This is a genomic window from Streptomyces sp. NPDC037083 (genome assembly GCF_055606485.1).
Genome location: NZ_JBVJSQ010000001.1, coordinates 623,112 through 643,987, shown reverse-complemented (window position 1 = coordinate 643,987; position 20,876 = coordinate 623,112). Strand labels below are relative to the sequence as shown.

The 20,876-nt window shown below is 72.7% G+C and carries 18 protein-coding genes; 13 read left to right on the top strand and 5 right to left on the bottom strand.

Annotation, left to right across the window (positions count from 1 at the left end; translation table 11 throughout):
* The first annotated feature begins 82 nt into the window (after positions 1 to 82).
* Positions 83 to 1,852 carry a cell division protein PerM gene (locus tag ACZ7DE_RS02980; RefSeq protein ID WP_470757277.1) on the top strand — a complete coding sequence of 590 codons (1,770 nt, stop codon included), beginning with the start codon at positions 83 to 85 and terminating at the stop codon, positions 1,850 to 1,852.
* Between the two features lie 244 nt (positions 1,853 to 2,096).
* Here the strand turns inward: ACZ7DE_RS02980 and ACZ7DE_RS02975 are convergent, their stop codons facing one another.
* Positions 2,097 to 2,855, bottom strand: coding sequence for a hypothetical protein (locus ACZ7DE_RS02975; protein WP_470757275.1), 759 nt, complete (start codon positions 2,853 to 2,855; stop codon positions 2,097 to 2,099).
* Positions 2,856 to 3,169: 314 nt separating this feature from the next.
* Here ACZ7DE_RS02975 and purN point away from each other — a divergent pair, with 314 nt between their 5' ends.
* Both purN and purH read left to right on the top strand, forming a co-directional pair.
* Entirely contained in the window at positions 3,170 to 3,799 is a 630-nt protein-coding gene (gene purN / locus ACZ7DE_RS02970; protein ID WP_470757273.1) for a phosphoribosylglycinamide formyltransferase, read from the top strand.
* Positions 3,796 to 5,379: a bifunctional phosphoribosylaminoimidazolecarboxamide formyltransferase/IMP cyclohydrolase gene (purH, locus tag ACZ7DE_RS02965; RefSeq protein WP_470757271.1), complete on the top strand. Its 1,584-nt coding sequence runs from the start codon at positions 3,796 to 3,798 to the stop codon at positions 5,377 to 5,379. Before purN ends, purH begins: the two co-directional genes overlap by 4 nt.
* Positions 5,380 to 5,535: 156 nt before the next feature.
* Here purH and ACZ7DE_RS02960 read toward each other — a convergent pair whose 3' ends face one another.
* The gene (locus ACZ7DE_RS02960; protein ID WP_470757269.1) at positions 5,536 to 6,141 is read right to left on the bottom strand and encodes a hypothetical protein; all 606 of its coding nucleotides are present in this window, start codon (positions 6,139 to 6,141) and stop codon (positions 5,536 to 5,538) included.
* 281 nt (positions 6,142 to 6,422) lie between these two features.
* Between ACZ7DE_RS02960 and ACZ7DE_RS02955 the strand changes: the two genes are divergently transcribed.
* The 5 genes from ACZ7DE_RS02955 (at position 6,423) to ACZ7DE_RS02935 (ending at position 10,923) form a co-directional block, all read left to right on the top strand.
* Positions 6,423 to 7,277: a bifunctional methylenetetrahydrofolate dehydrogenase/methenyltetrahydrofolate cyclohydrolase gene (locus ACZ7DE_RS02955; RefSeq protein WP_470757267.1), complete on the top strand. Its 855-nt coding sequence runs from the start codon at positions 6,423 to 6,425 to the stop codon at positions 7,275 to 7,277.
* Between the two features lie 25 nt (positions 7,278 to 7,302).
* Entirely contained in the window at positions 7,303 to 7,767 is a 465-nt protein-coding gene (locus ACZ7DE_RS02950; RefSeq protein ID WP_470757972.1) for a DUF3017 domain-containing protein, read from the top strand.
* 225 nt (positions 7,768 to 7,992) lie between these two features.
* Positions 7,993 to 8,451, top strand: coding sequence for a helix-turn-helix domain-containing protein (locus ACZ7DE_RS02945; RefSeq protein WP_470757265.1), 459 nt, complete (start codon positions 7,993 to 7,995; stop codon positions 8,449 to 8,451).
* A gap of 241 nt (positions 8,452 to 8,692) precedes the next feature.
* The gene (locus ACZ7DE_RS02940) at positions 8,693 to 9,583 is read left to right on the top strand and encodes a helix-turn-helix domain-containing protein (RefSeq protein WP_470757263.1); all 891 of its coding nucleotides are present in this window, start codon (positions 8,693 to 8,695) and stop codon (positions 9,581 to 9,583) included.
* A gap of 350 nt (positions 9,584 to 9,933) precedes the next feature.
* Entirely contained in the window at positions 9,934 to 10,923 is a 990-nt protein-coding gene (locus tag ACZ7DE_RS02935; protein WP_470757261.1) for a malate dehydrogenase, read from the top strand.
* A gap of 77 nt (positions 10,924 to 11,000) precedes the next feature.
* Here ACZ7DE_RS02935 and ACZ7DE_RS02930 read toward each other — a convergent pair whose 3' ends face one another.
* From ACZ7DE_RS02930 to ACZ7DE_RS02920, 3 genes are read right to left on the bottom strand one after another with little or no spacing between them, the layout of a single operon-like run.
* Positions 11,001 to 11,198 (bottom strand): DUF397 domain-containing protein, encoded by a 198-nt coding sequence (locus ACZ7DE_RS02930; RefSeq protein ID WP_470757260.1) that lies wholly within the window; start codon positions 11,196 to 11,198, stop codon positions 11,001 to 11,003.
* On the bottom strand, positions 11,180 to 12,022 hold the full coding sequence (locus ACZ7DE_RS02925) for a helix-turn-helix domain-containing protein (protein ID WP_470757258.1): 843 nt from the start codon (positions 12,020 to 12,022) through the stop codon (positions 11,180 to 11,182). The genes ACZ7DE_RS02930 and ACZ7DE_RS02925 overlap by 19 nt, the downstream gene beginning before the upstream one ends.
* Positions 12,023 to 12,072: 50 nt before the next feature.
* Complete coding sequence (locus tag ACZ7DE_RS02920) at positions 12,073 to 13,461, bottom strand: MFS transporter (RefSeq protein WP_470757256.1); 1,389 nt, start codon at positions 13,459 to 13,461, stop codon at positions 12,073 to 12,075.
* A gap of 92 nt (positions 13,462 to 13,553) precedes the next feature.
* Between ACZ7DE_RS02920 and ACZ7DE_RS02915 the strand changes: the two genes are divergently transcribed.
* The 5 genes from ACZ7DE_RS02915 to ACZ7DE_RS02895 all read left to right on the top strand — a co-directional run bounded on the left by ACZ7DE_RS02915 (position 13,554) and on the right by ACZ7DE_RS02895 (position 20,876).
* Positions 13,554 to 14,516 (top strand): LysR family transcriptional regulator, encoded by a 963-nt coding sequence (locus ACZ7DE_RS02915; RefSeq protein WP_470757254.1) that lies wholly within the window; start codon positions 13,554 to 13,556, stop codon positions 14,514 to 14,516.
* Positions 14,517 to 14,678: 162 nt separating this feature from the next.
* The gene (locus ACZ7DE_RS02910; RefSeq protein ID WP_470757252.1) at positions 14,679 to 16,208 is read left to right on the top strand and encodes an aldehyde dehydrogenase family protein; all 1,530 of its coding nucleotides are present in this window, start codon (positions 14,679 to 14,681) and stop codon (positions 16,206 to 16,208) included.
* A 78-nt stretch (positions 16,209 to 16,286) separates the two neighbouring features.
* Entirely contained in the window at positions 16,287 to 17,816 is a 1,530-nt protein-coding gene (locus ACZ7DE_RS02905) for a GMC family oxidoreductase (RefSeq protein WP_470757250.1), read from the top strand.
* The gene (locus tag ACZ7DE_RS02900; RefSeq protein WP_470757248.1) at positions 17,816 to 18,907 is read left to right on the top strand and encodes a quaternary amine ABC transporter ATP-binding protein; all 1,092 of its coding nucleotides are present in this window, start codon (positions 17,816 to 17,818) and stop codon (positions 18,905 to 18,907) included. Before ACZ7DE_RS02905 ends, ACZ7DE_RS02900 begins: the two co-directional genes overlap by 1 nt.
* A gap of 1 nt (position 18,908) precedes the next feature.
* Positions 18,909 to 20,876, top strand: coding sequence for an ABC transporter permease (locus tag ACZ7DE_RS02895; protein WP_470757246.1), 1,968 nt, complete (start codon positions 18,909 to 18,911; stop codon positions 20,874 to 20,876).

The window sequence follows — 20,876 nt, the reverse complement described above, 5'->3', positions numbered from 1 at the left end:
CGCAAAAAAGTACATAAACGTATATTGAGCGACACGGCGGAACTTCGCCCGTTACGACGGGAAAGCGCGTGTCGTTGGGAGCATGGCCGTCGTGATCCAGATGACCGCTCGTCGGCTGTCGTTGTCGTCCCTGCCCACCCGGATGCGCGACCGGTCGCCCGGACTGGCCGACGGCCTCCTGGGAGGCGTGCTCGCAGCCGGACTCGGCCTCGGCTCGTTCGCCGTGCTCGTGATGGTGCTGTGGATCAGCTCCCCGTACCCCGACAGCGGGCCCGGCGGCGCGCTGCACGTCGCCGCGGCGCTGTGGCTGCTGGCCCACGGCGCGGAACTGGTGCGCGTCGACACGCTCTCCGGGGTCCCGGCCCCGGTCGGCGTCACACCGCTGCTGCTGCTCGCGCTGCCGGTGTGGCTGGTGCGGCGCGCCGCGCGGGACGCGGTGGAGGGCGCGATCGGCGCGGACGGCGGCGGAGTCGGCGGCGGTCACGGCGGCGGGGTCCTCGTGAGCGGCCGTACGGCGTGGACCGGCGTCGTGGCCGGATACCTCGCCGTCGGCGTGGGCGCCGCGTTCTACGCCGCTGCGGGCGCATCGCTGCGGCCCGCGTGGGGCTGGACGGCCGTCTGCGTGCCGGCGGTCGCCGTGCTGGCCGCCGGGGCGGGGGTGTGGTCGGCCCACGGCAGTCCGCACGGGCAGGCGGACGGCGCGCTGCTCCTGCTGCCCCGAGGGCTGCGCGGCCTGTTCCTCGGGGCGGACGGACGCGAACGGCTCGGCGCCGCCGGGCGGGCGGCGGGGGCCGGGGCGGTGGTGCTCGCCGGGGGCGGGGCGCTGCTGGTCGCGGCGTCGTCGGTGTGGCACCTGGCGGTGGCCCGCACGGCGTTCGTACAGCTGACGGAGGGGTGGTCGGGGCGGTTCGCGGTGCTCCTGCTGTGCGTGGCGCTGGTGCCGAACGCGGCGGTGTGGGGTGCGGCGTACGCCCTGGGACCGGGCTACTTCCTCGGCGTGGGGCATGTGGTGGCGCCCCTGTCCTCCGACCCCGCACCGCTGCTGCCGTCGTTTCCGCTGCTGGCGGCGGTGCCGGAGCCGGGGGGCGGGACGCCGTGGAACTGGGCGGCGGGGGTGGTGCCGGTGGCGGCGGGGGTGACGGTGGGGGTGTTCGTGGCCAGGGCGGCGGGGGCCGCGAGGGCCGCGGGCGCGCCGGGGGGTGTGCGGGCGGCTCGGCTGAAGGGCGGGGGTGGTGGGGGCGCCGGCGGAGGGGGCGGGTGGTCGCGGGGGAGGACTGCGGGGGTCGTCGTGCTGGCGGGGGTGGGGTGCGGGGTGTTGATGGCGGCGCTGGCTGGGGCGGCCGGCGGGCCGCTGGGCGTTGCCGCGTTGGCCCGGTTCGGGCCGGTGTGGTGGCAGGTCGGGGGTGCGGTGGTGTTGTGGGTCGTGGGGGTGGGGGTGCCGGTGGCCCTGGCGGTTCGGGGGTGGCGGGAGCGGAGGGTTGTTGCGAGGGGTGTTCGTGCGGGCGCGAAGGAGCCGTACGACTACGCGAGGGGCGCGGGGGCGGCGGGGGCGGCGGTTGCTGGGGTTGCGGGGGTCGGCGTGGCCGCGGGGGTCTTGTCCGCCGACGCGGATGCGGATGCCGAGCCCGAGGGGGATGCCGACGTGGATGACGACGTCGATGACGATGACGATGACGTCGTCGTCGGGAGGTTGCCGATCGTGGGGGACCTGGAGATCGGTGGGCCTGACGAGGCCGGGCTGCCCGTCGGGCCGGTGGAGTGGGATGTGGCTCGGGAGGTTCGGTGGGCTGCGTTGCGGGAGGCGGGGGTGGAGGAGGTCGGCGGCGAGGGGGATGCGGGGCCGGGCCGGTGACCGTCGAGGGGGTTCGCCCCCGCCGCCCCTTCCCTTCCCTTTCCCGACCCTTGGGGGCTGCCGCCCCCAGCCCCCCGGCTTCGGCCCCGGAAGGGCTTCGTCCTCGAGCGCCGGACGGGCTGAAGGACGGTGGGTTGGCCCTCGGGCCCTGCTTCGGCCCCGGAAGGGCTTCGTCCTCGAGCGCCGGACGGGCTGAAGGACGGTGGGTTGGCCCCCGGGCCCCTGCTTCGGCCCCGAAGGGACCTCAGGCGTTTGCGCCCAGGATTTTTTCGAGTTGGCTGGGGAGCAGGTCGCTGCAGGACTGTTTCGCCTCGTTGGTGAGGGCGTCGTTCGTGCAGGTGTAGTAGTCCCTGTAGACCAGCTGCGCGGTGAAGCTCGCGGCGACCAGGGCCAGGGCCAGGGAGGCGGTGACCAGGCCGCTGATGGCGGCGGTCCGCTGGGGGCGGCCGCTCGTCTCGGGGGCGGGCGGGGTGTCGGGGTCCGGGGTGCGGGGCTTGGCGCGCAGGGCGCTGATGCCCCAGTTCAGGGCCAGGGCGCCGAGCAGCAGGGCCGCGTAGGGCCAGCCGAAGAGGGCGAAGAAGAAGGCCCACATACCGCAGAGCAGGGCGTAGCGCGCACGGCGTTGGGCGGGGTCCGTCGGGTCCCAGCGTTTGCCGGGGTCGGTGCCGCCGTTGCCGCCGGGGCCGCCGTTCTCGGGGGCGCCGCCGGGGCGCTCGCCGAAGCCGCCGGGGGAGCGGCCGGGCTGCTGGTCGCTCCACTGGCTGCCCCACGGGGAGCGCTCGCCCTCGGGAGCGCCGCCCGTCGGGCGCCGGGGCTGCCAGGGGCGGTCGGGGGCGCCCTCCGGCGGCGGGGCGAAGGGGTTGTCGTCCTCGGGCGGCTTGTTCTCGCCCGACGGGGCGTCCGGAGGAGAGGCTGGGCGCTCTCGCAGCAGCACGACGCCGCGCTCCCCTCCCTGCGGTGACTGCGGGGGGAGCATGAGGAGTCGCAGACTGCGGTCCGGCATCAAGTGAGCGTCTTCCCCTAGGTGATACGGCTGTCTGGCGTGAGCGGATGTGGCTGTCACTTGGGAAACGCCTCGCACGACGGCCGCGTTCCCGATCCCGCTCCTCATCCCGCTCCTCGCAGACGCTACCTTCCGGCCACGCCCCCGTCCCGTGGGGGCTGTCCCGTGTGCCGGTATCGTTGCTGACGGTCGGCCGCTTCGTAGGCTTCCCCGTATCCGGGGGCGCGATGCATTCGTACGAAAGTACAAGCCCGCGTTCCAAGCCCGCGCAAGCCCGCCATCCCGTACGTGCTTCCCCGAGAAAGGGCCCCACCGTGGCCGCCAAGCCCGTGGCCAAGCGCCTCGTCGTGCTGGTCTCCGGATCCGGTACGAATCTGCAGGCGCTCCTCGACGCCATCGCGACCTCCGGCGTCGAGGCCTACGGCGCCGAGATCGTGGCCGTCGGAGCCGACCGCGGGGCCGTCGAAGGACTCGCCCGCGCCGAGCGGGCCGGCATTCCCACCTTCGTCTGCCGCGTCAAGGACTTCGGGAGCCGGGAGGAGTGGGACGCCGCCCTCGCCGAGGCCGTGGCCGCCCACGAGCCCGACCTCGTGGTCTCCGCAGGCTTCATGAAGATCGTGGGGAAGGAGTTCCTGGCCCGGTTCGGGGGGCGGTTCGTCAACACCCACCCCGCCCTGCTGCCCAGTTTCCCCGGGGCGCACGGCGTACGGGACGCGCTCGCGTACGGCGCCCGGGTCACCGGCTGCACCGTCCACTTCGTCGACGACGGCGTCGACACCGGACCGATCATCGCCCAGGGCGTGGTCGAGGTACGGGACGAGGACGACGAAAGCGCTCTGCACGAGCGCATCAAGGAAGTCGAGCGAAGGCTGCTCGTCGAGGTCGTGGGGCGGCTCGCCCGCAACGGCTATCGCATTGAGGGACGAAAGGTAGTTATCCAGTGACCGCCGACAGCACTGTCACGGCCGAGAGCAGCAAGCGGGGCATCCGTCGCGCGCTCGTCAGCGTCTACGACAAGACCGGTCTGGAAGAGCTCGCGCGCGGGCTGCACGAGGCCGGGGTCGAGCTCGTCTCCACCGGGTCCACCGCTTCCCGCATCGCCGCCGCCGGCGTCCCCGTCACCAAGGTCGAGGAGCTGACCGGCTTCCCCGAGTGCCTGGACGGCCGGGTCAAGACCCTGCACCCCAAGGTGCACGCCGGCATCCTCGCCGACCTGCGGCTGGAGGACCACCGGCGGCAGCTGGCGGAGCTCGGCGTCGAGCCGTTCGACCTGGTCGTCGTCAACCTGTACCCGTTCCGCGAGACCGTCGCCTCGGGCGCCTCCGACGACGAGTGCGTCGAGCAGATCGACATCGGCGGCCCGTCCATGGTGCGCGCCGCCGCCAAGAACCACCCCTCGGTGGCCGTGGTCACCAGCCCGGCGCGCTACGCCGACGTCCTCGCGGCCGTCCGCGACGGCGGCTTCGACCTCGCCGCCCGCAAGCGGCTCGCCGCCGAGGCGTTCCAGCACACCGCCGCCTACGACGTGGCCGTGGCCTCCTGGTTCGCGTCCTCCTACGCGCCCGTCGACGAGTCGCGGTTCCCCGACTTCCTCGGCGCGACCTGGGAGCGCAAGAGCACCCTGCGCTACGGCGAGAACCCGCACCAGCCGGCCGCCCTGTACGTGGACGGCAGCGGCGCCGGCCTCGCCGAGGCCGAGCAGCTGCACGGCAAGGAGATGTCGTACAACAACTACACGGACACGGATGCCGCGCACCGTGCCGCGTACGACCACGCCGAGCCGGCCGTCGCCATCATCAAGCACGCCAACCCGTGCGGGATCGCCGTCGGCGCGGACGTCGCCGAGGCGCACCGCAAGGCGCACGCCTGCGACCCGCTGTCGGCGTTCGGCGGCGTCATCGCGGTGAACCGGCCGGTCAGCAAGGAGATGGCGGAGCAGGTCGCCGAGATCTTCACCGAGGTCATCGTCGCGCCCGGCTACGAGGAGGGCGCCCTCGAGGCGCTCACCAAGAAGAAGAACATCCGGGTGCTGAAGGCGCCCCAGGGGCCCGCGGCTCCCGTCGAGCTCAAGCCCGTCGGCGGCGGCGCGCTGCTCCAGGTCACCGACCGGCTGCAGGCCGAGGGTGACGACCCGGCCCACTGGACCCTCGCGACCGGCGAGGCGCTGTCGGCCGAGGAGCTCGCGGACCTCTCCTTCGCCTGGAAGGCGTGCCGGGCCGTGAAGTCCAACGCCATCCTGCTCGCCAAGGACGGCGCCTCGGTCGGCGTCGGCATGGGGCAGGTCAACCGGGTCGACTCGGCGAAGCTGGCCGTCGAGCGGGCCGGGGCGGAGCGGGCGCGCGGCGCGTACGCCGCCTCCGACGCCTTCTTCCCCTTCCCGGACGGGCTCGAGGTCCTTCTCGAGGCGGGCGTGAAGGCCGTGGTCCAGCCGGGCGGCTCGGTCCGTGACGAGCTGGTCGTCGAGGCCGCGAAGAAGGCCGGCGTGACGATGTACTTCACCGGGACGCGGCACTTCTTCCACTGACCCCGGGCAGTACCGCTGCCCCGGGCACACTGCCGACCCGGGCACACGACAGGAGAGGGGCGGTCCGGCAGTATGCCGGGCCGCCCCTCTCCCTCTTCCTGCGCCTCACGGGTCATCGCGCCTCCGGTGTCCGCGCGACCGGCGTTCGACTCGCGGTCAGTACCGCGGACGGTTGAACCAGGCCCCGCCGCTGATCATCGCGGAGAGGATGATGCCGCCGAAGGCCAGCGAGATGACGCCGCCGAAGGTGGCGGAACCGCCCGCGCCGTTCACGATGTTGGCGAGGCTGCCCAGGATCATGAGCGAGGAGTAGACGATCGTGGTGACACGGATGCCGCCGCGGCCGCTCTTGAACTTGACGCCCAGGAAGATCGACAGGCTGCCCAGCGCCAGCATCAGCAGCGCGAGCCCGATGAGGACGCCGGTCGCCGTGCTGCTGTCGTCGCCGGAGCCGAAGGAGTTGGACGTGTCCTGCACGACGCCGGCGCCGATGCCGATGAACACGCCGGCCAGGAACTGGAAGCCCGCGACGATGAACAGCAGCACCCGGGCGGTCTTGACCAGGCCGGGCATCTCCTGCGGGACGCCGTAGCCGTACCCCTGGGGGACCGGCGGGGCCTGCGGGTAGCCGTAGCCGGGCTGGCCCTGGGGAGCGGTGGGATAGCCGTAGCCGGGCTGCTGGGGCGGCGGAGCCTGCGGCGGGTAGCCGGGCGGCTGGCCCTGCGGCGGGCCGTAGGGGTTGTTCGGGTCGCCGAAACTCATGGCGGTCCTTCCTCCGTGTGCACTCGAGTGCGGGGACGCGCGGCCTGGCTCGGAGGAAGGTTCTACAGATGCGGTCGTCCCCCCGGTACTGCCCGCGGCACTGTGGCCTCAATCGTTCTGCAATGGCCGGTTTGTTGTCCAGCCGCATTCCCAGGCATTCCGCAGGTGTTGTGCAAGTGCAACATCATCGATCACGTTCGCGCACGTCAGGTGCGCGGTCCCGCCCCGTACGGGTTCACCCGGATTGGAACCGGGGGGCCGTCATCCGGGAGGATGGCCTCATGACCGCCCAGATTCTCGATGGCAAGGCCACCGCAGCCGAGATCAAGTCCGATCTGACCGCCCGAGTGGCGGCGCTGAAGGAGAAGGGCGTGACGCCCGGCCTCGGCACGATCCTCGTCGGCGCCGACCCCGGCAGCCAGAAGTACGTAGCCGGCAAGCACCGCGACTGCGCCGAGGTGGGCATCGCCTCCATCCAGCGCGAGCTGCCCGGCACGGCCACCCAGGAGGAGATCGAGGCGGTCGTCCGCGAGCTGAACGACGACCCCTCCTGCACCGGCTACATCGTCCAGCTCCCGCTGCCCCGGGGCATCGACGAGAACCGGATCCTGGAGCTGATGGATCCCGCCAAGGACGCCGACGGCCTGCACCCGATGAACCTCGGCCGGCTGGTCCTCAACGAGCCCGCGCCGCTGCCCTGCACGCCCAACGGCGTGCTGACGCTGCTGCGCCGCTACGGCGTCGAGATCAAGGGCGCCGAGGTCGTCGTCGTCGGCCGGGGCGTCACCATCGGCCGTCCGATGCCGCTGCTGCTGACCCGGCGCAGCGAGAACGCGACGGTGACTCAGTGCCACACCGGCACCCGGGACCTGTCGGCGCACCTGAAGCGGGCCGACGTCATCGTCGCCGCCGCCGGGTCCGCCCACCTGATCCGCGCGGAGGACGTCAAGCCCGGCGCGGCCGTCCTCGACGTCGGCGTCTCCCGCAACGCCGAGGGCAGGATCGTCGGCGACGTGCACCCGGACGTGCGCGAGGTGGCCGGCTGGATCTCCCCCAACCCCGGCGGCGTCGGCCCGATGACCCGTGCCCAGCTGCTCGTCAACGTGGTGGAGGCGGCGGAGCGCAGTGTCGGCTGACGGCGCCTCCGGCAAGGCCGGGGACATGGACGGCGGCGACGGCGCCGACGAGATCGAGGTCCGCGACCCGATCAGCGCGCCGGACGCCGACGGCGTGCCGCGTCGCACTACCCGGCGCTTCCCGAAGTTCACCCGGGACACCGCACGCCCCGAGGGCGCGGGCCGCGCCGCGCCCGGCGACGCGCTGGCCGCCCGGCAGTGGCCGATCATCGCCGTTCTGGGCGTCGTCGCGCTCGGTCTGCTGCTGACCGCGCTCGACGTGTTCCGGGTCGGCACCATCCTGATCGGCGTCGGGCTGCTGGCCGGCGCGGTCATGCGCTGGCTGCTGCCCGGCGTCGGCATGCTCGCCGTGCGCTCCCGCTTCACGGACATCGCGACCTACGCGGTGCTGGGCACGGCGATCGTCCTGCTGGCGCTGATGGCCCAGCCGAACCCGTGGCTGCAGATCCCGTTCCTGAAGGACACCCTGCACTTCACTGTCAGCAGCTGAACGCAGACGTACGGCGGCCCGTCCCCATCCCCCGAGAAGGACGGGCCGCCGACGTGTTCCACGCTCCCGCACCGCGAACGGCCTGTTCAACAGCCGACCGGACCCTGTGGCACGGAAGTGACCGTTCCGCCGCCGTGTGCCCGCCCCGCCACAGCCCGCCCCGGCGGGGAACCGCCCGGCCGCCCGATGTCGTCCCCCCAACGGACCGAAGGAAAGGCGGGTGGGATGGGCGCGTGGCAGCCGCTGCCGGACGGACTGCCGTCGGAGGTACGGCACTTCGTGGAACAGTTGCGGCAGCTCAAGGACGGCACGGGTCTCAGCCTGGCCGCGCTCGGCGCGCGCACCGCGTACAGCAAGTCCTCCTGGCAGCGCTATCTCAACGCCGTCCAGCCGCCGCCCCGGCAGGCCGTCGACGCCCTGTGCCGGGTCGCGGGACTGGCCGGCGCGGAGGCCGAACGGCACGTCGTGCGCTGGGAACTGGCCGTCGAGGCGTGGCCGCGGCCCGCGCAGGCGAACCCGGCGGGGGAGTACGAGGACGATCCCACGGTTCCCTGGTGGGACCGTCCGGAGGAGCCCGCACCGCCGCCCCCGCCCCGGCCCGCCGGACGCCTTCTCCTCTCCGCGGTCCTGCTCCTGCTCGCCCTGCTGCTCCTCGCCGTCGGGGGAGCGGTCGTTCTCGGCTGAGGCGGTCGCTCCCGGTTGAGGCGGTCCTTGTCGGTTGAGGCGGTCGTGATCGGCTCGGGCGGGCGGTCCCGGCGAGCCGGCTGCGACGACGGGTCTGAGGCGGGGTGAGGGAGGGTGCGGCGAGGCGGGTGCGGCGCGCTCGTTGGGTGGATACGTTGACAGTTCGGGTATGTGTCCCGAATCGTCGTCACATGGGGTCTGACGCGACCCTTGGGGGACTTGGTGGAGTAAGGGGGATCCGATGCCTCGTTGGAAAGCCCTGCCGGGCGAACTCGACCCGCAGGTGCGGGAGTTCGTCGAGGTTCTGCGACGGGTCGTGGACCGCACGGGGCTGAGCGTCGCGGCGGTGGCCGAGCGCACGGGCTACGGCAAGGCCTCCTGGGAGCGTTATCTGCACGGTCGGCTGCCGGCGCCCAGGGGCGCCATCGTCGCGCTGGCCGAGGTCACCGGCACGCCGGTCATCCATCTGATCACCCTGTGGGAGCTGGCCGAGCGGGCCTGGAGCCGGTCGGAGACGCGGCACGACCCGGCCGCGGAGGCCGTCGGCGCCTTGCGGCCGCGGCCCCTGCCGGGGGAGTTCGGGCCGCCTCCGCAGCCGCCGCGCAGCGCGAAGGGCCCGCGCGTGACGCCCCCGGGCGGCGCCGGGCGGCAGCGGGCGGCGTTCTTCCTCGCCGGTGTCGTGGGCGCGGTGACGGTCGCGGTGGGCGCGTTCTTCCTCACCGAGGGCGGGGACCCGCAGGCGGTGGGCGCCGTCAAGTCGCCCTCGCCGTCCGCCACCGCGCCGCACGTCCTGCCCTCCGGGGTGCTGTGCGGCGGCTCCGACTGCTCGGGCCGGGACGCGGAGGAGATGGGGTGCAGCGGCGGACTCGCGGCGACGGCGAAGACCGCGACGGTCGGCACGGCCGTGGTGGAGGTCCGCTACAGCAGGACCTGCGGGGCGGCCTGGGGCAGGATCACGCAGGCCGGGCCCGGCGACACGGTGGGCGTGACCGCCGGATCCGTGCGGCGGACCGGCCGCGTCGCGGCGGTCGGCGACACCGTCGCCTACACGCCCATGGTGGCCGTGAACAGCGCGGACGACGCGACGGCGTGCGCGGTGCTCGCCTCGGGCCGGAAGGGCTGCACGCCCTGAGGGGTCGACGGACGCGACCGCCGCCGAAAAAAAGCGGCGCGCGCAGGAATACCCGCATCCGCTCCGGGAACGCGAACCGTACCCCCACGGGAGTCCGGCGCGACCCGGCACCCCCACCACGGCGGCCGCTCGGTCCCACCTCTCCCGGACCGGCGGCCGCCGCTTCGTGTGGGTTTCCCGTACGCCGGGGACCACTCTGTGGGACGGGCCACACAACCCCGTACGCCCGGGATCCCGGATGCGCGATAGCCTGACCGCTGATTGGATCTCTTGATACCAAGAGATCGATCATTTGTACGTCCCACCCGGGGCAGGGACGCCCCACCGACAGCTGTCATACGGAGAACGCCATGACCCGCACTCCCGTGAACGTCACCGTCACCGGCGCGGCCGGCCAGATCGGTTACGCCCTGCTCTTCCGCATCGCCTCCGGCCAGCTGCTCGGCGCGGACGTGCCGGTCAAGCTGCGCCTGCTGGAGATCACCCCGGCGCTCAAGGCCGCCGAGGGCACCGCCATGGAGCTCGACGACTGCGCCTTCCCGCTGCTTCAGGGCATCGACATCACCGACGACCCGAACGTCGCCTTCGACGGCGCCAACGTCGCCCTCCTCGTCGGCGCCCGCCCGCGCACCAAGGGCATGGAGCGCGGTGACCTCCTCGAGGCCAACGGCGGCATCTTCAAGCCGCAGGGCAAGGCCATCAACGACCACGCCGCGGACGACATCAAGGTCCTCGTCGTCGGCAACCCGGCCAACACCAACGCCTTGATCGCCCAGGCCGCGGCCCCGGACGTACCGGCCGAGCGCTTCACCGCGATGACCCGCCTCGACCACAACCGCGCGCTGACCCAGCTCGCGAAGAAGACGGGCTCGACGGTCGCCGACATCAAGCGCCTGACCATCTGGGGCAACCACTCCGCCACCCAGTACCCGGACATCTTCCACGCCACCATCGCGGGCAAGAACGCCGCCGAGGTCGTCAACGACGAGAAGTGGCTGGCCGAGGACTTCATCCCGACCGTCGCCAAGCGCGGCGCGGCCATCATCGAGGCCCGTGGCGCGTCCTCCGCCGCCTCGGCCGCCAACGCCGCCATCGACCACGTGTACACCTGGGTCAATGGCACGGCGGACGGCGACTGGGCCTCCATGGGCATCCCGTCCGACGGCTCCTACGGCGTCCCGGAGGGTCTCATCTCCTCCTTCCCGGTCACCACGAAGGACGGCAAGTACGAGATCGTCCAGGGCCTGGACGTCAACGAGTTCTCCCGCGCCCGCATCGACGCGTCGGTGCAGGAGCTCGCGGAGGAGCGCGAGGCGGTCCGCGCCCTCGGCCTGATCTGAGCCTGAACGCCGACGATCCCCGGACGGTCCGACCGTCCGGGGATCGCTTGCGTTCAACTCCGAGTCCGGCTCCGCGTTCAGCTCCGCTTGACGGCGCTCACGAAGCTTGCCCACGCGCCGGGTTCGAACAGGAGGGCTCCTCGCTCGGGCGCCTTGCTGTCCCGCACGGGGACGAGAGCGGGGGTGCCTTCGGCGACTTCGAGGCATGCCCCGCCATCAGGGTTGCTGTAGCTGGACTTGCGCCAGGTGACGTTGCTCAGGTCGATGGCTCGCACGGCACTTCCTCCAACATCCGCATCATGAACTTGCGTGACTCGACCGGAGAAAGCGCCAGGTCACGCATCGCATCGTAACGCCGTTGGAGTAGCTCAACTGCTCGGGTCTCCTCGATGAGTTCGCCCCGATGGGCTGTCTCCGCGTAGGCCACCGTGATGCCGTCGGGCATCCGCAGGAACATCATGTCGGTGCTCACCAGCGCGTGGAGCCCGGCGCTGTGCGGGAGTACCTGAAGGGTGATGTTCGGGCGCTCGCAGACCTCCAACAGGTATTCCAACTGCTCACGCCACTCGTGCGGCGCGCGCAGCGGGGTCCGCAGCACCGCCTCGGAGAGGATGGCGCGGAACAGTGGCGGGTCGCCTCCTTCCAGAAGCTTCCGTCGCCCGGTGCGTGCTTCGACCTGCTGGTCCAGGTCCGATCCCTTGAGTCCGCCGAGCGTCAGGACCTCGCGTGCGTACGCCGCCGTCTGCAGCAGGCCATGGACGGTGCTCACACCGAAGTGCCACAGGCTCAGCGCCTCGGCCTCGACGTCCATGTACCTGCGGTACTGCTCCTTGAACTGGCTGTTGTCCCCCAGCGCCACTTCCCACAGGGCCAGCAACAACCCCGGTGTCCCGTAGTGCTGGTCCAGGGCCTCCACGATCTCCGGGCTGCCGAGGCTGACCCCGGCCTCCATCTTGCCGAAGGTGGACTGGTCCCACCCCAGTCGCTCGGCGAGCTCCCGCAGGCTCTCTCCGCGCCCGTTGCGCAGCAGTCGCAGTTCCTCAGCGAACCGTTTGCGGGGCTGCTGGCTTCGTCCGGTGACCACTCGTCTCGCGGGCATGGCGTCTCCTTCGCGCGGCTCAGCGTGGCGGTCCGGACACGAAGAGTAATTCAACTCTTCGTGGGATTCAGGCCGTTGTCGAAGCTCCGGCGGCGGACGGGCGTGCCGAGACCGGAGGCGACCAGCACCGTCGCGGCCAGTACGGTCACCGCGACCGTGCGCAGGGCCGGGCCCATGCCGGTGGCGAAGTCGGGGTGGCCCGCCAGGGAGGTGCCGGCGACCGCGACGCCGAGGGCGGCGCCGATCTCGCGGGCCGAGGTGCCGAGTCCGGAGCCGAGGCCCGCCTGGTGGGGCGGGAGCGAGGTGACGACGCCGAGGGTCAGCGCGGGCATCGACAGGCCCGTCCCCGCCGAGATGACCAGCAGCCAGCAGGCGTACACCGGGTAGGGCGTGCCGGCGTCCGCCGTGGACGCGCCGAGCAGGCCGAGGCCGATCAGGGCGAGCCCGGCGCCGATGACCGGGCGGGGGTGGGCCGACCAGCGTGCGGCCAGCTTCGGGACCAGGGCCATGCCGACGATCAGCGGGACGATGGCGACGCCGGTGACGGCGGGCCCGTAGCCCTTGACCTCCTGGAGGTACTGGGAGTTGACGAAGAAGAGCGCGAACAGGCCGAAGAAGCCGGTCGTCAGCCCGAGGCTCGTGGCCCGCAGGCGGGGGGAGCGGAAGACGCGCGGGTCGAAGAGGGGCGCGCGTGAGCGCAGGGACCGCAGGGTGAACGCGGCGATCAGGGCGGCTCCGGCCGCGAAGGAGCCCAGGATGGGCGGCGAGGCCCAGCCGTGGTCCGGGCCCTCGATGATGCCGAACAGGACGGCGACGAGTCCTGCGGTGAGCAGCAGGGTGCCCAGCGGGTCGAGGCGACTGTACGGCGAGCGGTCCGTGCGCGGGGTGGTCAGCGCGACGGCGAGCGCCAGCAAGGCCGCGAGCGGGATCATCGCGGCGAACAGGGCCCGCCAGGTCAGGTACTGGCCGACCAGCCCGCCGCCCAGGTTGCCCGCCAGGCCGCCGAGGCCCAGGGCGAGGGTCCAGGACGCCATCGCGCGGGCCCTGCCCTGCGGCCCGGCGAGGTGGACGAGGATCGACATCGTCGCCGGAGTGATCAGCGCCGCGCCGGCTCCCGAGATGCCCCGGCCCGCGATCAGCACCGCCGGGTCGGGGGCGAGCGCGCTGGTGGCGGCGCCGAGGGCGAACAGGCCGAGGCCGGCGAGCAGGGCGCCCTTGCGGCCGTATCGGTCGCCGGCCGCGCCGGCCGGGATGAGCAGCCCCGCGAAGACGATGACGTAGGCGTCGACGGTCCACAGGACCTCAGTGTGCGACGGGTGCAGCGAGGACGAACTCAGCTGCGGGATGAGGAGGTTGATCGCGGCGACCATGCTCTGCGCGACCAGCACGCAGGCGCACAGCGCGAGGAGGGTGGACCGTTTCAGGGCGTGCGGAGGCACGGCTCCTCCCGGGGAGCTCGTCGGAGTGGGATTCCCGTTCACCGTAGGCTCGGCCCCGACCTGCTTTCCAGTGCAACCTTTGCAAGGGGTGAGTGCGTGTGACGCAATCCGTGAACGGGCCCGCCGGGCTGGATCTGAATCTGCTGGTGGCGCTGGACGTCCTGCTGGAGGAGCAGAGCGTGCAGGGCGCGGCCCGCCGCCTGCACCTGTCCGAACCGGCGATGAGCCGCACCCTCGGCCGGGTCCGCAAGGCGCTGGGCGACCCGATCCTGGTGCGGGCGGGCCGGCGGATGGTGCCGACGCCGCGCGCCCTCGCCGTGCGGGCGGAGGTGAGCGCGGTCGTGGAGCGGGCCCGGGCGCTGTTCGCACCGTCCGAGGGGACCGACCTCAGGACGGTGACCCGCACCCTCACGATCCTCGGCCACGACGCCATCGCCGCCGCCCACGGCCCGGCCCTGTACGCCCGTGCGGCCGCCGAGGCGCCCGGCATCCGCGTCCGCTTCCTGGGGGAGAGTCATGTGGACGCGCCGTTCCTGCGCGAGGGCACCGCCGACCTGGAGGTGGGCGTCGTCGACACCGTGGCCCCCGAGGTGCACCGCGAGCACCTCGGCGAGGACTGGATGATGGGTGTCGCGCGTGCGGGACATCCCCTGCTCCAGGGCGAGTTGACGCCCGAGCGGTTCGCCCGGGAGGCCGGTCACCTCATCGTGTCCCGGCGGGGCAGGCTGCACGGGCCGGTCGACGCGGCGCTCGCCGGTCTCGGGCTGGAGCGGCGGGTGGTGGGCGCCGTGGGCTCGCTGCCCGCCTCTCTCTTCGTCATCCGTGACACCGATCTGGTGGGCCTGAACACCGCCTGGGGGCTGCCGCTTGCGGAGAGTCTCGGGCTGGTCTCCTTCGACGTGCCGCTGGAGCTGCCGCCGCTCCGGCTGGGCATGGCCTGGCATCCGCGGCACGACGCCGATCCCGCGCACGCGTGGCTTCGGGGCGCGGTCCGCGACCTGGTGGCCGAACTCGGCGGCCGCAGCGGCCCACGTGAGTGCCGACCGTCACATTGACGACTGATTCGTCCTGATTTGACCGTATTCTCAGTGACTCAGCGCACTTTAGGCAAGGGATTGCGCATGCAATGGGAGCTTGGGGGCAGGTGGACGCGGTCCCCGGCAGCGAACCACGGGTGACACAGGGGGATTGAACAGGAACGGAAGGCAACACCGATCATGGCCGACACGACGGAACAGACGGAACAGCGGGACTGCCGGACGATTCACGCCGGCGGCGAGTGGCTGACAGCCGCCTCCGGGGCGACCCGTGAGATTCTCGACCCCGCGGACGGGCGCCCCTTCGCGGTGGTCGCGGAAGGCGACGAGAAGGACGCCGACCTGGCGGTCGCCGCCGCCCGCACCGCCTTCGACGAGGGCGACTGGCCGCGCACTCCGGCCGTCGAACGCGCCGCAGTGCTGCGCCGCGTCGCCGACCTCCTCATACGCGACCGCGAACGGCTCGGCCTGCTGGAGAGCCGTGACGCGGGAAAGACCCTCGAAGAGGGCCGCGTGGACATCGACTGCGTCGCCGACGCCTTCCGCTACTTCGCCGGCCTCGTCGCCGCCGAGTCTCCGGGCCGGGTCGTGGACGCGGGCTCGGCCGACGTCCACAGCGTCGTCGTCCATGAGCCGATCGGGGTGTGCGCCTTGATCACCCCCTGGAACTATCCGCTCCTCCAGGCGAGTTGGAAGATCGCGCCGGCCCTCGCCGCCGGCGACACGTTCGTCGTCAAGCCGAGCGAGATCACCCCCCTGACCACGATCGCGCTCATCGACCTGCTCGCCGAGGCCGGACTGCCCGCCGGGGTCGCGAACATCGTCACCGGGCCCGGGCACACGGTCGGCGCCCGGCTCGCCGAACACCCCGACGTGGACCTGGTGTCCTTCACCGGCGGCCTGGTCAGCGGCACCAAGGTCGCGCAGGCGGCCGCCCCCACCGTCAAGAAGGTCGCCCTCGAACTCGGCGGAAAGAACCCCAACGTGGTCTTCGCCGACGCCTGCGCCACCGCCGAGGGCTTCGACACCGCCGTCGACCAGGCCCTCAACGCGGCCTTCATCCACAGTGGCCAGGTCTGCTCGGCGGGCTCCCGGCTCATCGTCGAGGAGTCGGTGCGCGACCGCTTCGTCGCCGAACTCGCCCGCAGGGCCGGGAAGATCCGGCTCGGGCGGGGCACCGAGGACGGCGTCGAGTGCGGCCCGCTCGTCTCCGAGCAGCAGCGCGCCAAGACCGAGGAGTACGTGGCCTCCGCGCTCGCCGAGGGCGCCGTGCTGCGGTCCGGGGGCCGGCGCCCCGACCCCGCCCCGCACCGGCCGGAGTCCGGCTACTTCTACGAGCCCACCGTCCTCGACCGCTGCCACCGCGAGATGCGCGTCGTGCGGGAGGAGGTCTTCGGGCCGGTCCTCACCGTCGAGACCTTCCGCACCGAGGACGAGGCCGTGGCCCTCGCCAACGACACCGAGTACGGCCTCGCCGGCGGCGTCTGGACCGCCGACGCGGGCCGCGCCCGCCGCGTCGCCGGCCGGCTGCGGCACGGCACCGTCTGGATCAACGACTTCCACCCCTACCTGCCGCAGGCGGAGTGGGGCGGCTTCGGCAAGAGCGGCGTGGGCCGCGAACTCGGCCCGGCCGGCCTGGCCGAGTACCGCGAGGCCAAGCACGTCTACCAGAACCTCGCGCCGAAGCCCGTCCGCTGGTTCGCGGGCTGACCCGGCCCCCTCTCCTCGCCCGCGCACCCCGCCCCCTCTCGCCACGCAAAGACTTCGAACGCCCCTGGAGTACCCCCCATGCCAGAGACCTCACCTGTCTATGACTACGTCGTGATCGGAGGCGGAACCGCCGGTTCCGTCATCGCCTCGCGACTGACCGAGAACCCCGACACCACCGTCGCGGTCATCGAGGGCGGCCCCAGCGACGTAGGCCGCGACGACGTCCTCACCCTGCGCCGCTGGATGGGTCTGCTCGGCGGCGAACTCGACTACGACTACCCGACCACCGAGCAGCCGCGCGGCAACTCCCACATCCGGCACAGCCGCGCCCGCGTCCTCGGCGGCTGCTCCTCCCACAACACGCTCATCGCCTTCAAGCCGCTGCCGTCCGACTTCGACGAGTGGGAGGCGGCCGGCGCGACGGGCTGGGGCGCGGTCCCCATGGAGGCGTACTACGCGCGCCTGCTGAACAACATCGTCCCGGTCGACGAGAAGGACCGCAACGACATCGCCCGCGACTTCGTCGACGCCGCACAGCAGGCGACCGGAGTGCCCCGGATCGAGGGCTTCAACCAGAAGCCCTTCGACGACGGCGTCGGCTTCTTCGACCTCGCCTACCACCCCGAGACCAACAAGCGGTCCTCCGCCTCGGTGGCCTACCTGCACCCGGTGATGGACGAGCGGCCCAACCTGACGATCTGGCTGGAGACCTGGGCCTACCGGCTGGAGCTCGACGGCACCCGCGCGCAGGGCGTGCACGTGCGCACCAAGGACGGCGAGGAGGTCCTCGTCCGGGCCCGGCGCGAGGTCGTGCTCTGCGCCGGCGCGGTCGACTCGCCCCGCCTCCTGCTGCACTCCGGCATCGGCCCGAAGGCCGACCTGGACGCGCTCGGCATACCCGTCGTCCACGACCTGCCCGGGGTCGGCGAGAACCTCCTCGACCACCCCGAGTCGGTCATCGTCTGGGAGACCCACGGGCCGCTCCCGGAGAACTCCGCGATGGACTCCGACGCCGGCCTGTTCGTGCGCCGCGACCCCGGACACGCGGGCCCCGACCTGATGTTCCACTTCTACCAGGTCCCCTTCACCGACAACCCGGAGCGGCTGGGCTACGAACGCCCGCCGCACGGCGTCTCGATGACCCCCAACATCCCCAAGCCGAAGTCCCGCGGACGGCTCTACCTGCAGAGCGCAAACCCGAGCGTCAAGCCCGCCCTCGACTTCCGCTACTTCACGGACGAGGACGACTACGACGGCCGCACCCTCGTCGACGGGATCCGCATCGCCCGCGAGATCGCGAAGACCGAGCCGCTGGCCGGCTGGCTCAAGCGCGAGGTCGCCCCCGGCCCGCACGTCACGAGCGACGAGGAACTGAGCGAGTACGCCCGCAAGGTCGCGCACACCGTGTACCACCCGGCGGGCACCTGCAAGATGGGCGCCCCCGACGACGAAACGGCCGTCGTCGACCCGCAGTTGCGTATCCGTGGACTGGACGGCATCCGTATCGCGGACGCCTCCGTCTTCCCGACCATGACGGCGGTGAACCCGATGATCGGAGTGCTGATGGTGGGCGAACGGGCCGTGGACCTGATCGGAGGCGATGCCTGATGAGTACCGACACGAGTATCGACACGAATGCCCCCGCGAGCGTCGAGACGCGCCCGCCGGTGTTCTCGGTGGACGGCCTGTGGAAGGTGTTCGGCCCGAAGGCCGAGACCGTCCCCGGCGACCCCGAACTGACCTCCCTGCCCCCCGCCGAGCTCCGCGCCCGCACCGGCTGCACGGCCGCCGTCCGGGACGTCTCCTTCGACGTGCGCAAGGGCGAGGTCTTCGTCGTCATGGGCCTGTCCGGCTCCGGCAAGTCCACCCTCGTGCGCTGTCTGACCCGGCTCATCGAGCCGACCGCGGGCACCATCGCCATCGAGGGCGAGGACGTCCGGGCCATGGACAAGACCCGGCTGCGCGAACTGCGCCGCCACCGGGCCGCGATGGTCTTCCAGCACTTCGGACTGCTCCCGCACCGCACCGTCGTCGACAACGTCGCCTACGGCCTGGAGATCCAGGGCGTCGGCAAGTCCGAGCGCCGCGGCCGGGCCCAGGAGGTCGTCGAGAAGGTCGGCCTGGAAGGCATGGAGCACCGCAGGCCCAGCGAGCTGTCCGGCGGCCAGCGCCAGCGCGTCGGACTGGCCCGCGCCCTCGCCGTGGACCCCGAGGTCCTGCTGTTCGACGAACCGTTCAGCGCGCTCGACCCGCTGATCCGGCGCGACATGCAGGAGGAGGTCGTCCGGCTGCACCAGGAAGAGGGCCGCACGATGGTCTTCATCACCCACGACCTCAGCGAGGCCCTCAAGCTCGGCGACCGCATCGCCCTCATGCGCGACGGCGAGGTGGTGCAGCTCGGCACCCCGGAGGAGATCGTCGGCTCACCCGCCGACGAGTACGTCCGCGAGTTCGTCCGCGACGTCCCCCGCGAGCAGGTCATGACGGTCCGCACGGCCATGCGCCCCGGCGAGTGCGGCGGCCCCGACCACCCCGGCGCGATCCCCGCCGACTCCGTCGTCGCGGACGCGATCCAGGTCGTGGCCCGCAGCCACAAGCCCGCGTGCGTCGTGGAGAACGGCCGGTGTCTGGGGGTCGTCGACCACGAACGGCTCCTCGACGTCGTGGCCGGAACGGAGCTCCGCAAGGAGGCGGTCTGACATGGCTACCGTCACCGCACCCGCAACCCGGGTCTCCCTGCCGGGCATCCTCAAACACCGCGCGGTCGCCAAGCTCGCCCTGCTGGCGCTCGCCGCCGCGATCCTCGTGCCGCTCGCCAACGCCCAGTGGGCCAGCGGCAGCTGGCCCGCCGCCTTGACCGTCGACCTCACCCAGCCGCTGGGCAAAACCAGCGACTGGATCATCGACAACCGCGACAGCCACCCGCTGTTCCTCTACGGCTTCGGCTACCTCAGCAACGCGGTCGTGCTGTCCGTGCGCGCCGTCTACCTCACGCTGCTCGCCGTCGGCTGGGCCGGCGTCACCGCCGTCGCCGGGCTGGTCGCCTGGCGGGTCGCCGGAGTGCGGCTGGGGCTCGGCACCGCCGCCGCCTTCCTGGCCTGCGGACTGCTCGGCATGTGGGTCCCGACCATGCAGACGCTCGCCCTGATGGTCGTCGCGGTCCTCGTGTCCGTCGCCGTCGGCGCCCTGCTCGGGCTCGCCGCCGGGCTGTCGGACCGGATGGACCGCATCCTGCGTCCCGTCCTGGACACCATGCAGGTGCTGCCCGCGTTCGCCTACCTCCTCCCGGTCGTCCTGATCTTCGGCATCGGCGTCCCCGCGGCCGTCCTCGCCACCGTCGTCTACGCCGCCCCGCCCATGGCCCGGCTCACCTCGCTCGGCCTGCGCGGCGCCGACAAGGAGGTACTGGAGGCGGTCGAGTCGCTGGGGGCGACCGCCCGCCAGCGCCTGCTGACCGCGCGCATCCCGCTGGCCCGCAAGGAACTCCTGCTCGGCCTCAACCAGACGATCATGATGGCGCTGTCCATGGCGGTCATCGCCTCGGTGATCGGCGCGGGCGGCCTCGGCGACCGCGTCTACCAGGCGCTCGCCTCGGTCGACGTCGGCGCGGCCCTCGCCGCCGGCATCCCGATCGTCCTCCTGGCCGTCGTCCTGGACCGCGTCACCTGCGCGGCCGGCTCCGAAGCCGACTCCGGCGGCGGTCCGACCGGGCGCACCGGCCTGTCGCGGCGCGCGGGATGGGCGTCCGCGCTCGCCGCCGCCGTGGCCGTCGCCGTCGTCGGACGGCTCGTGGGCCGCCTCGACTGGCCCGACGCCTGGACGCTGAACATCGCCGAGCCGGTCAACCGGGCCGTCGACTGGATGACGGACCACCTCTACTCCGGCGTGCCCGTCGTCGGCGGTACCGCCGACTGGGCCGGCCACTTCACCACCTGGGTCCTCGACCCGCTGCGCGACGGCCTCCAGGCCCTGCCCTGGTGGTCGGTGCTGCTGATCGTCGCCGCGCTCGCCTGGGTGATCGGCACCTGGCGGACCGCGCTCACCGCCGTTCTCGCCATGGCCGCCATCGGCGTGCTCGGCGTGTGGAAGCCCTCGCTCGACACGCTCTCGCAGGTTCTCGCCGCGGTCGCCGTCACCCTCGTCCTGGGCTTCGCGACCGGCGTCGCGGCCGCCCGCAGCGACCGCTTCGAACGGCTCCTGCGGCCCGTCCTCGACGTCTTCCAGACGATGCCCCAGTTCGTGTACCTGATCCCGGTCGTCGCGCTGTTCGGCGTCGGCCGCGCGCCCGCCGTGGCCGCCGCGGTCGTCTACGCGCTGCCCGCCGTCGTCCGCATCACCACCCAGGGCCTGCGCCAGGTCGACCCGGCCGCCCTGGAGTCGGCCCGCTCGCTCGGCGCGAGCAGCGGCCAGCAGATCCGCCAGGTGCAGCTCCCGCTCGCCCGTCCGGCCCTGCTGCTCGCCCTCAACCAGGGCGTGGTCCTGGTCCTCGCCGTCGTCATCATCGGCGGCCTGGTCGGCGGTGGAGCCCTCGGCTACGACGTCGTCTTCGGCCTCGCCCAGGGCGACCTCGCCACCGGCCTGGTGGCCGGCGCGGCCATCGTCTGCCTCGGCCTGATGCTCGACCGGGTGACCCAGCCGACGGAACGCCGCACGAAGAAGGGAGCGTGA

Bases quoted from the DNA above. Each gene is read 5' to 3' on its own strand.
- ACZ7DE_RS02975 (WP_470757275.1), bottom strand. From the start codon at position 2,855: ATGCCGGACCGCAGTCTGCGACTCCTCATGCTCCCCCCGCAGTCACCG.
- ACZ7DE_RS02945 (WP_470757265.1), top strand. From the start codon at position 7,993: ATGGGCGCGTGGCAGCCGCTGCCGGACGGACTGCCGTCGGAGGTACGG.
- ACZ7DE_RS02900 (WP_470757248.1), top strand. From the start codon at position 17,816: ATGAGTACCGACACGAGTATCGACACGAATGCCCCCGCGAGCGTCGAG.
- ACZ7DE_RS02910 (WP_470757252.1), top strand. From the start codon at position 14,679: ATGGCCGACACGACGGAACAGACGGAACAGCGGGACTGCCGGACGATT.
- ACZ7DE_RS02960 (WP_470757269.1), bottom strand. From the start codon at position 6,141: ATGAGTTTCGGCGACCCGAACAACCCCTACGGCCCGCCGCAGGGCCAG.
- ACZ7DE_RS02925 (WP_470757258.1), bottom strand. From the start codon at position 12,022: ATGCCCGCGAGACGAGTGGTCACCGGACGAAGCCAGCAGCCCCGCAAA.
- ACZ7DE_RS02895 (WP_470757246.1), top strand. From the start codon at position 18,909: ATGGCTACCGTCACCGCACCCGCAACCCGGGTCTCCCTGCCGGGCATC.
- ACZ7DE_RS02905 (WP_470757250.1), top strand. From the start codon at position 16,287: ATGCCAGAGACCTCACCTGTCTATGACTACGTCGTGATCGGAGGCGGA.
- ACZ7DE_RS02935 (WP_470757261.1), top strand. From the start codon at position 9,934: ATGACCCGCACTCCCGTGAACGTCACCGTCACCGGCGCGGCCGGCCAG.
- ACZ7DE_RS02950 (WP_470757972.1), top strand. From the start codon at position 7,303: ATGGACGGCGGCGACGGCGCCGACGAGATCGAGGTCCGCGACCCGATC.
- ACZ7DE_RS02955 (WP_470757267.1), top strand. From the start codon at position 6,423: ATGACCGCCCAGATTCTCGATGGCAAGGCCACCGCAGCCGAGATCAAG.
- ACZ7DE_RS02980 (WP_470757277.1), top strand. From the start codon at position 83: ATGGCCGTCGTGATCCAGATGACCGCTCGTCGGCTGTCGTTGTCGTCC.
- ACZ7DE_RS02940 (WP_470757263.1), top strand. From the start codon at position 8,693: ATGCCTCGTTGGAAAGCCCTGCCGGGCGAACTCGACCCGCAGGTGCGG.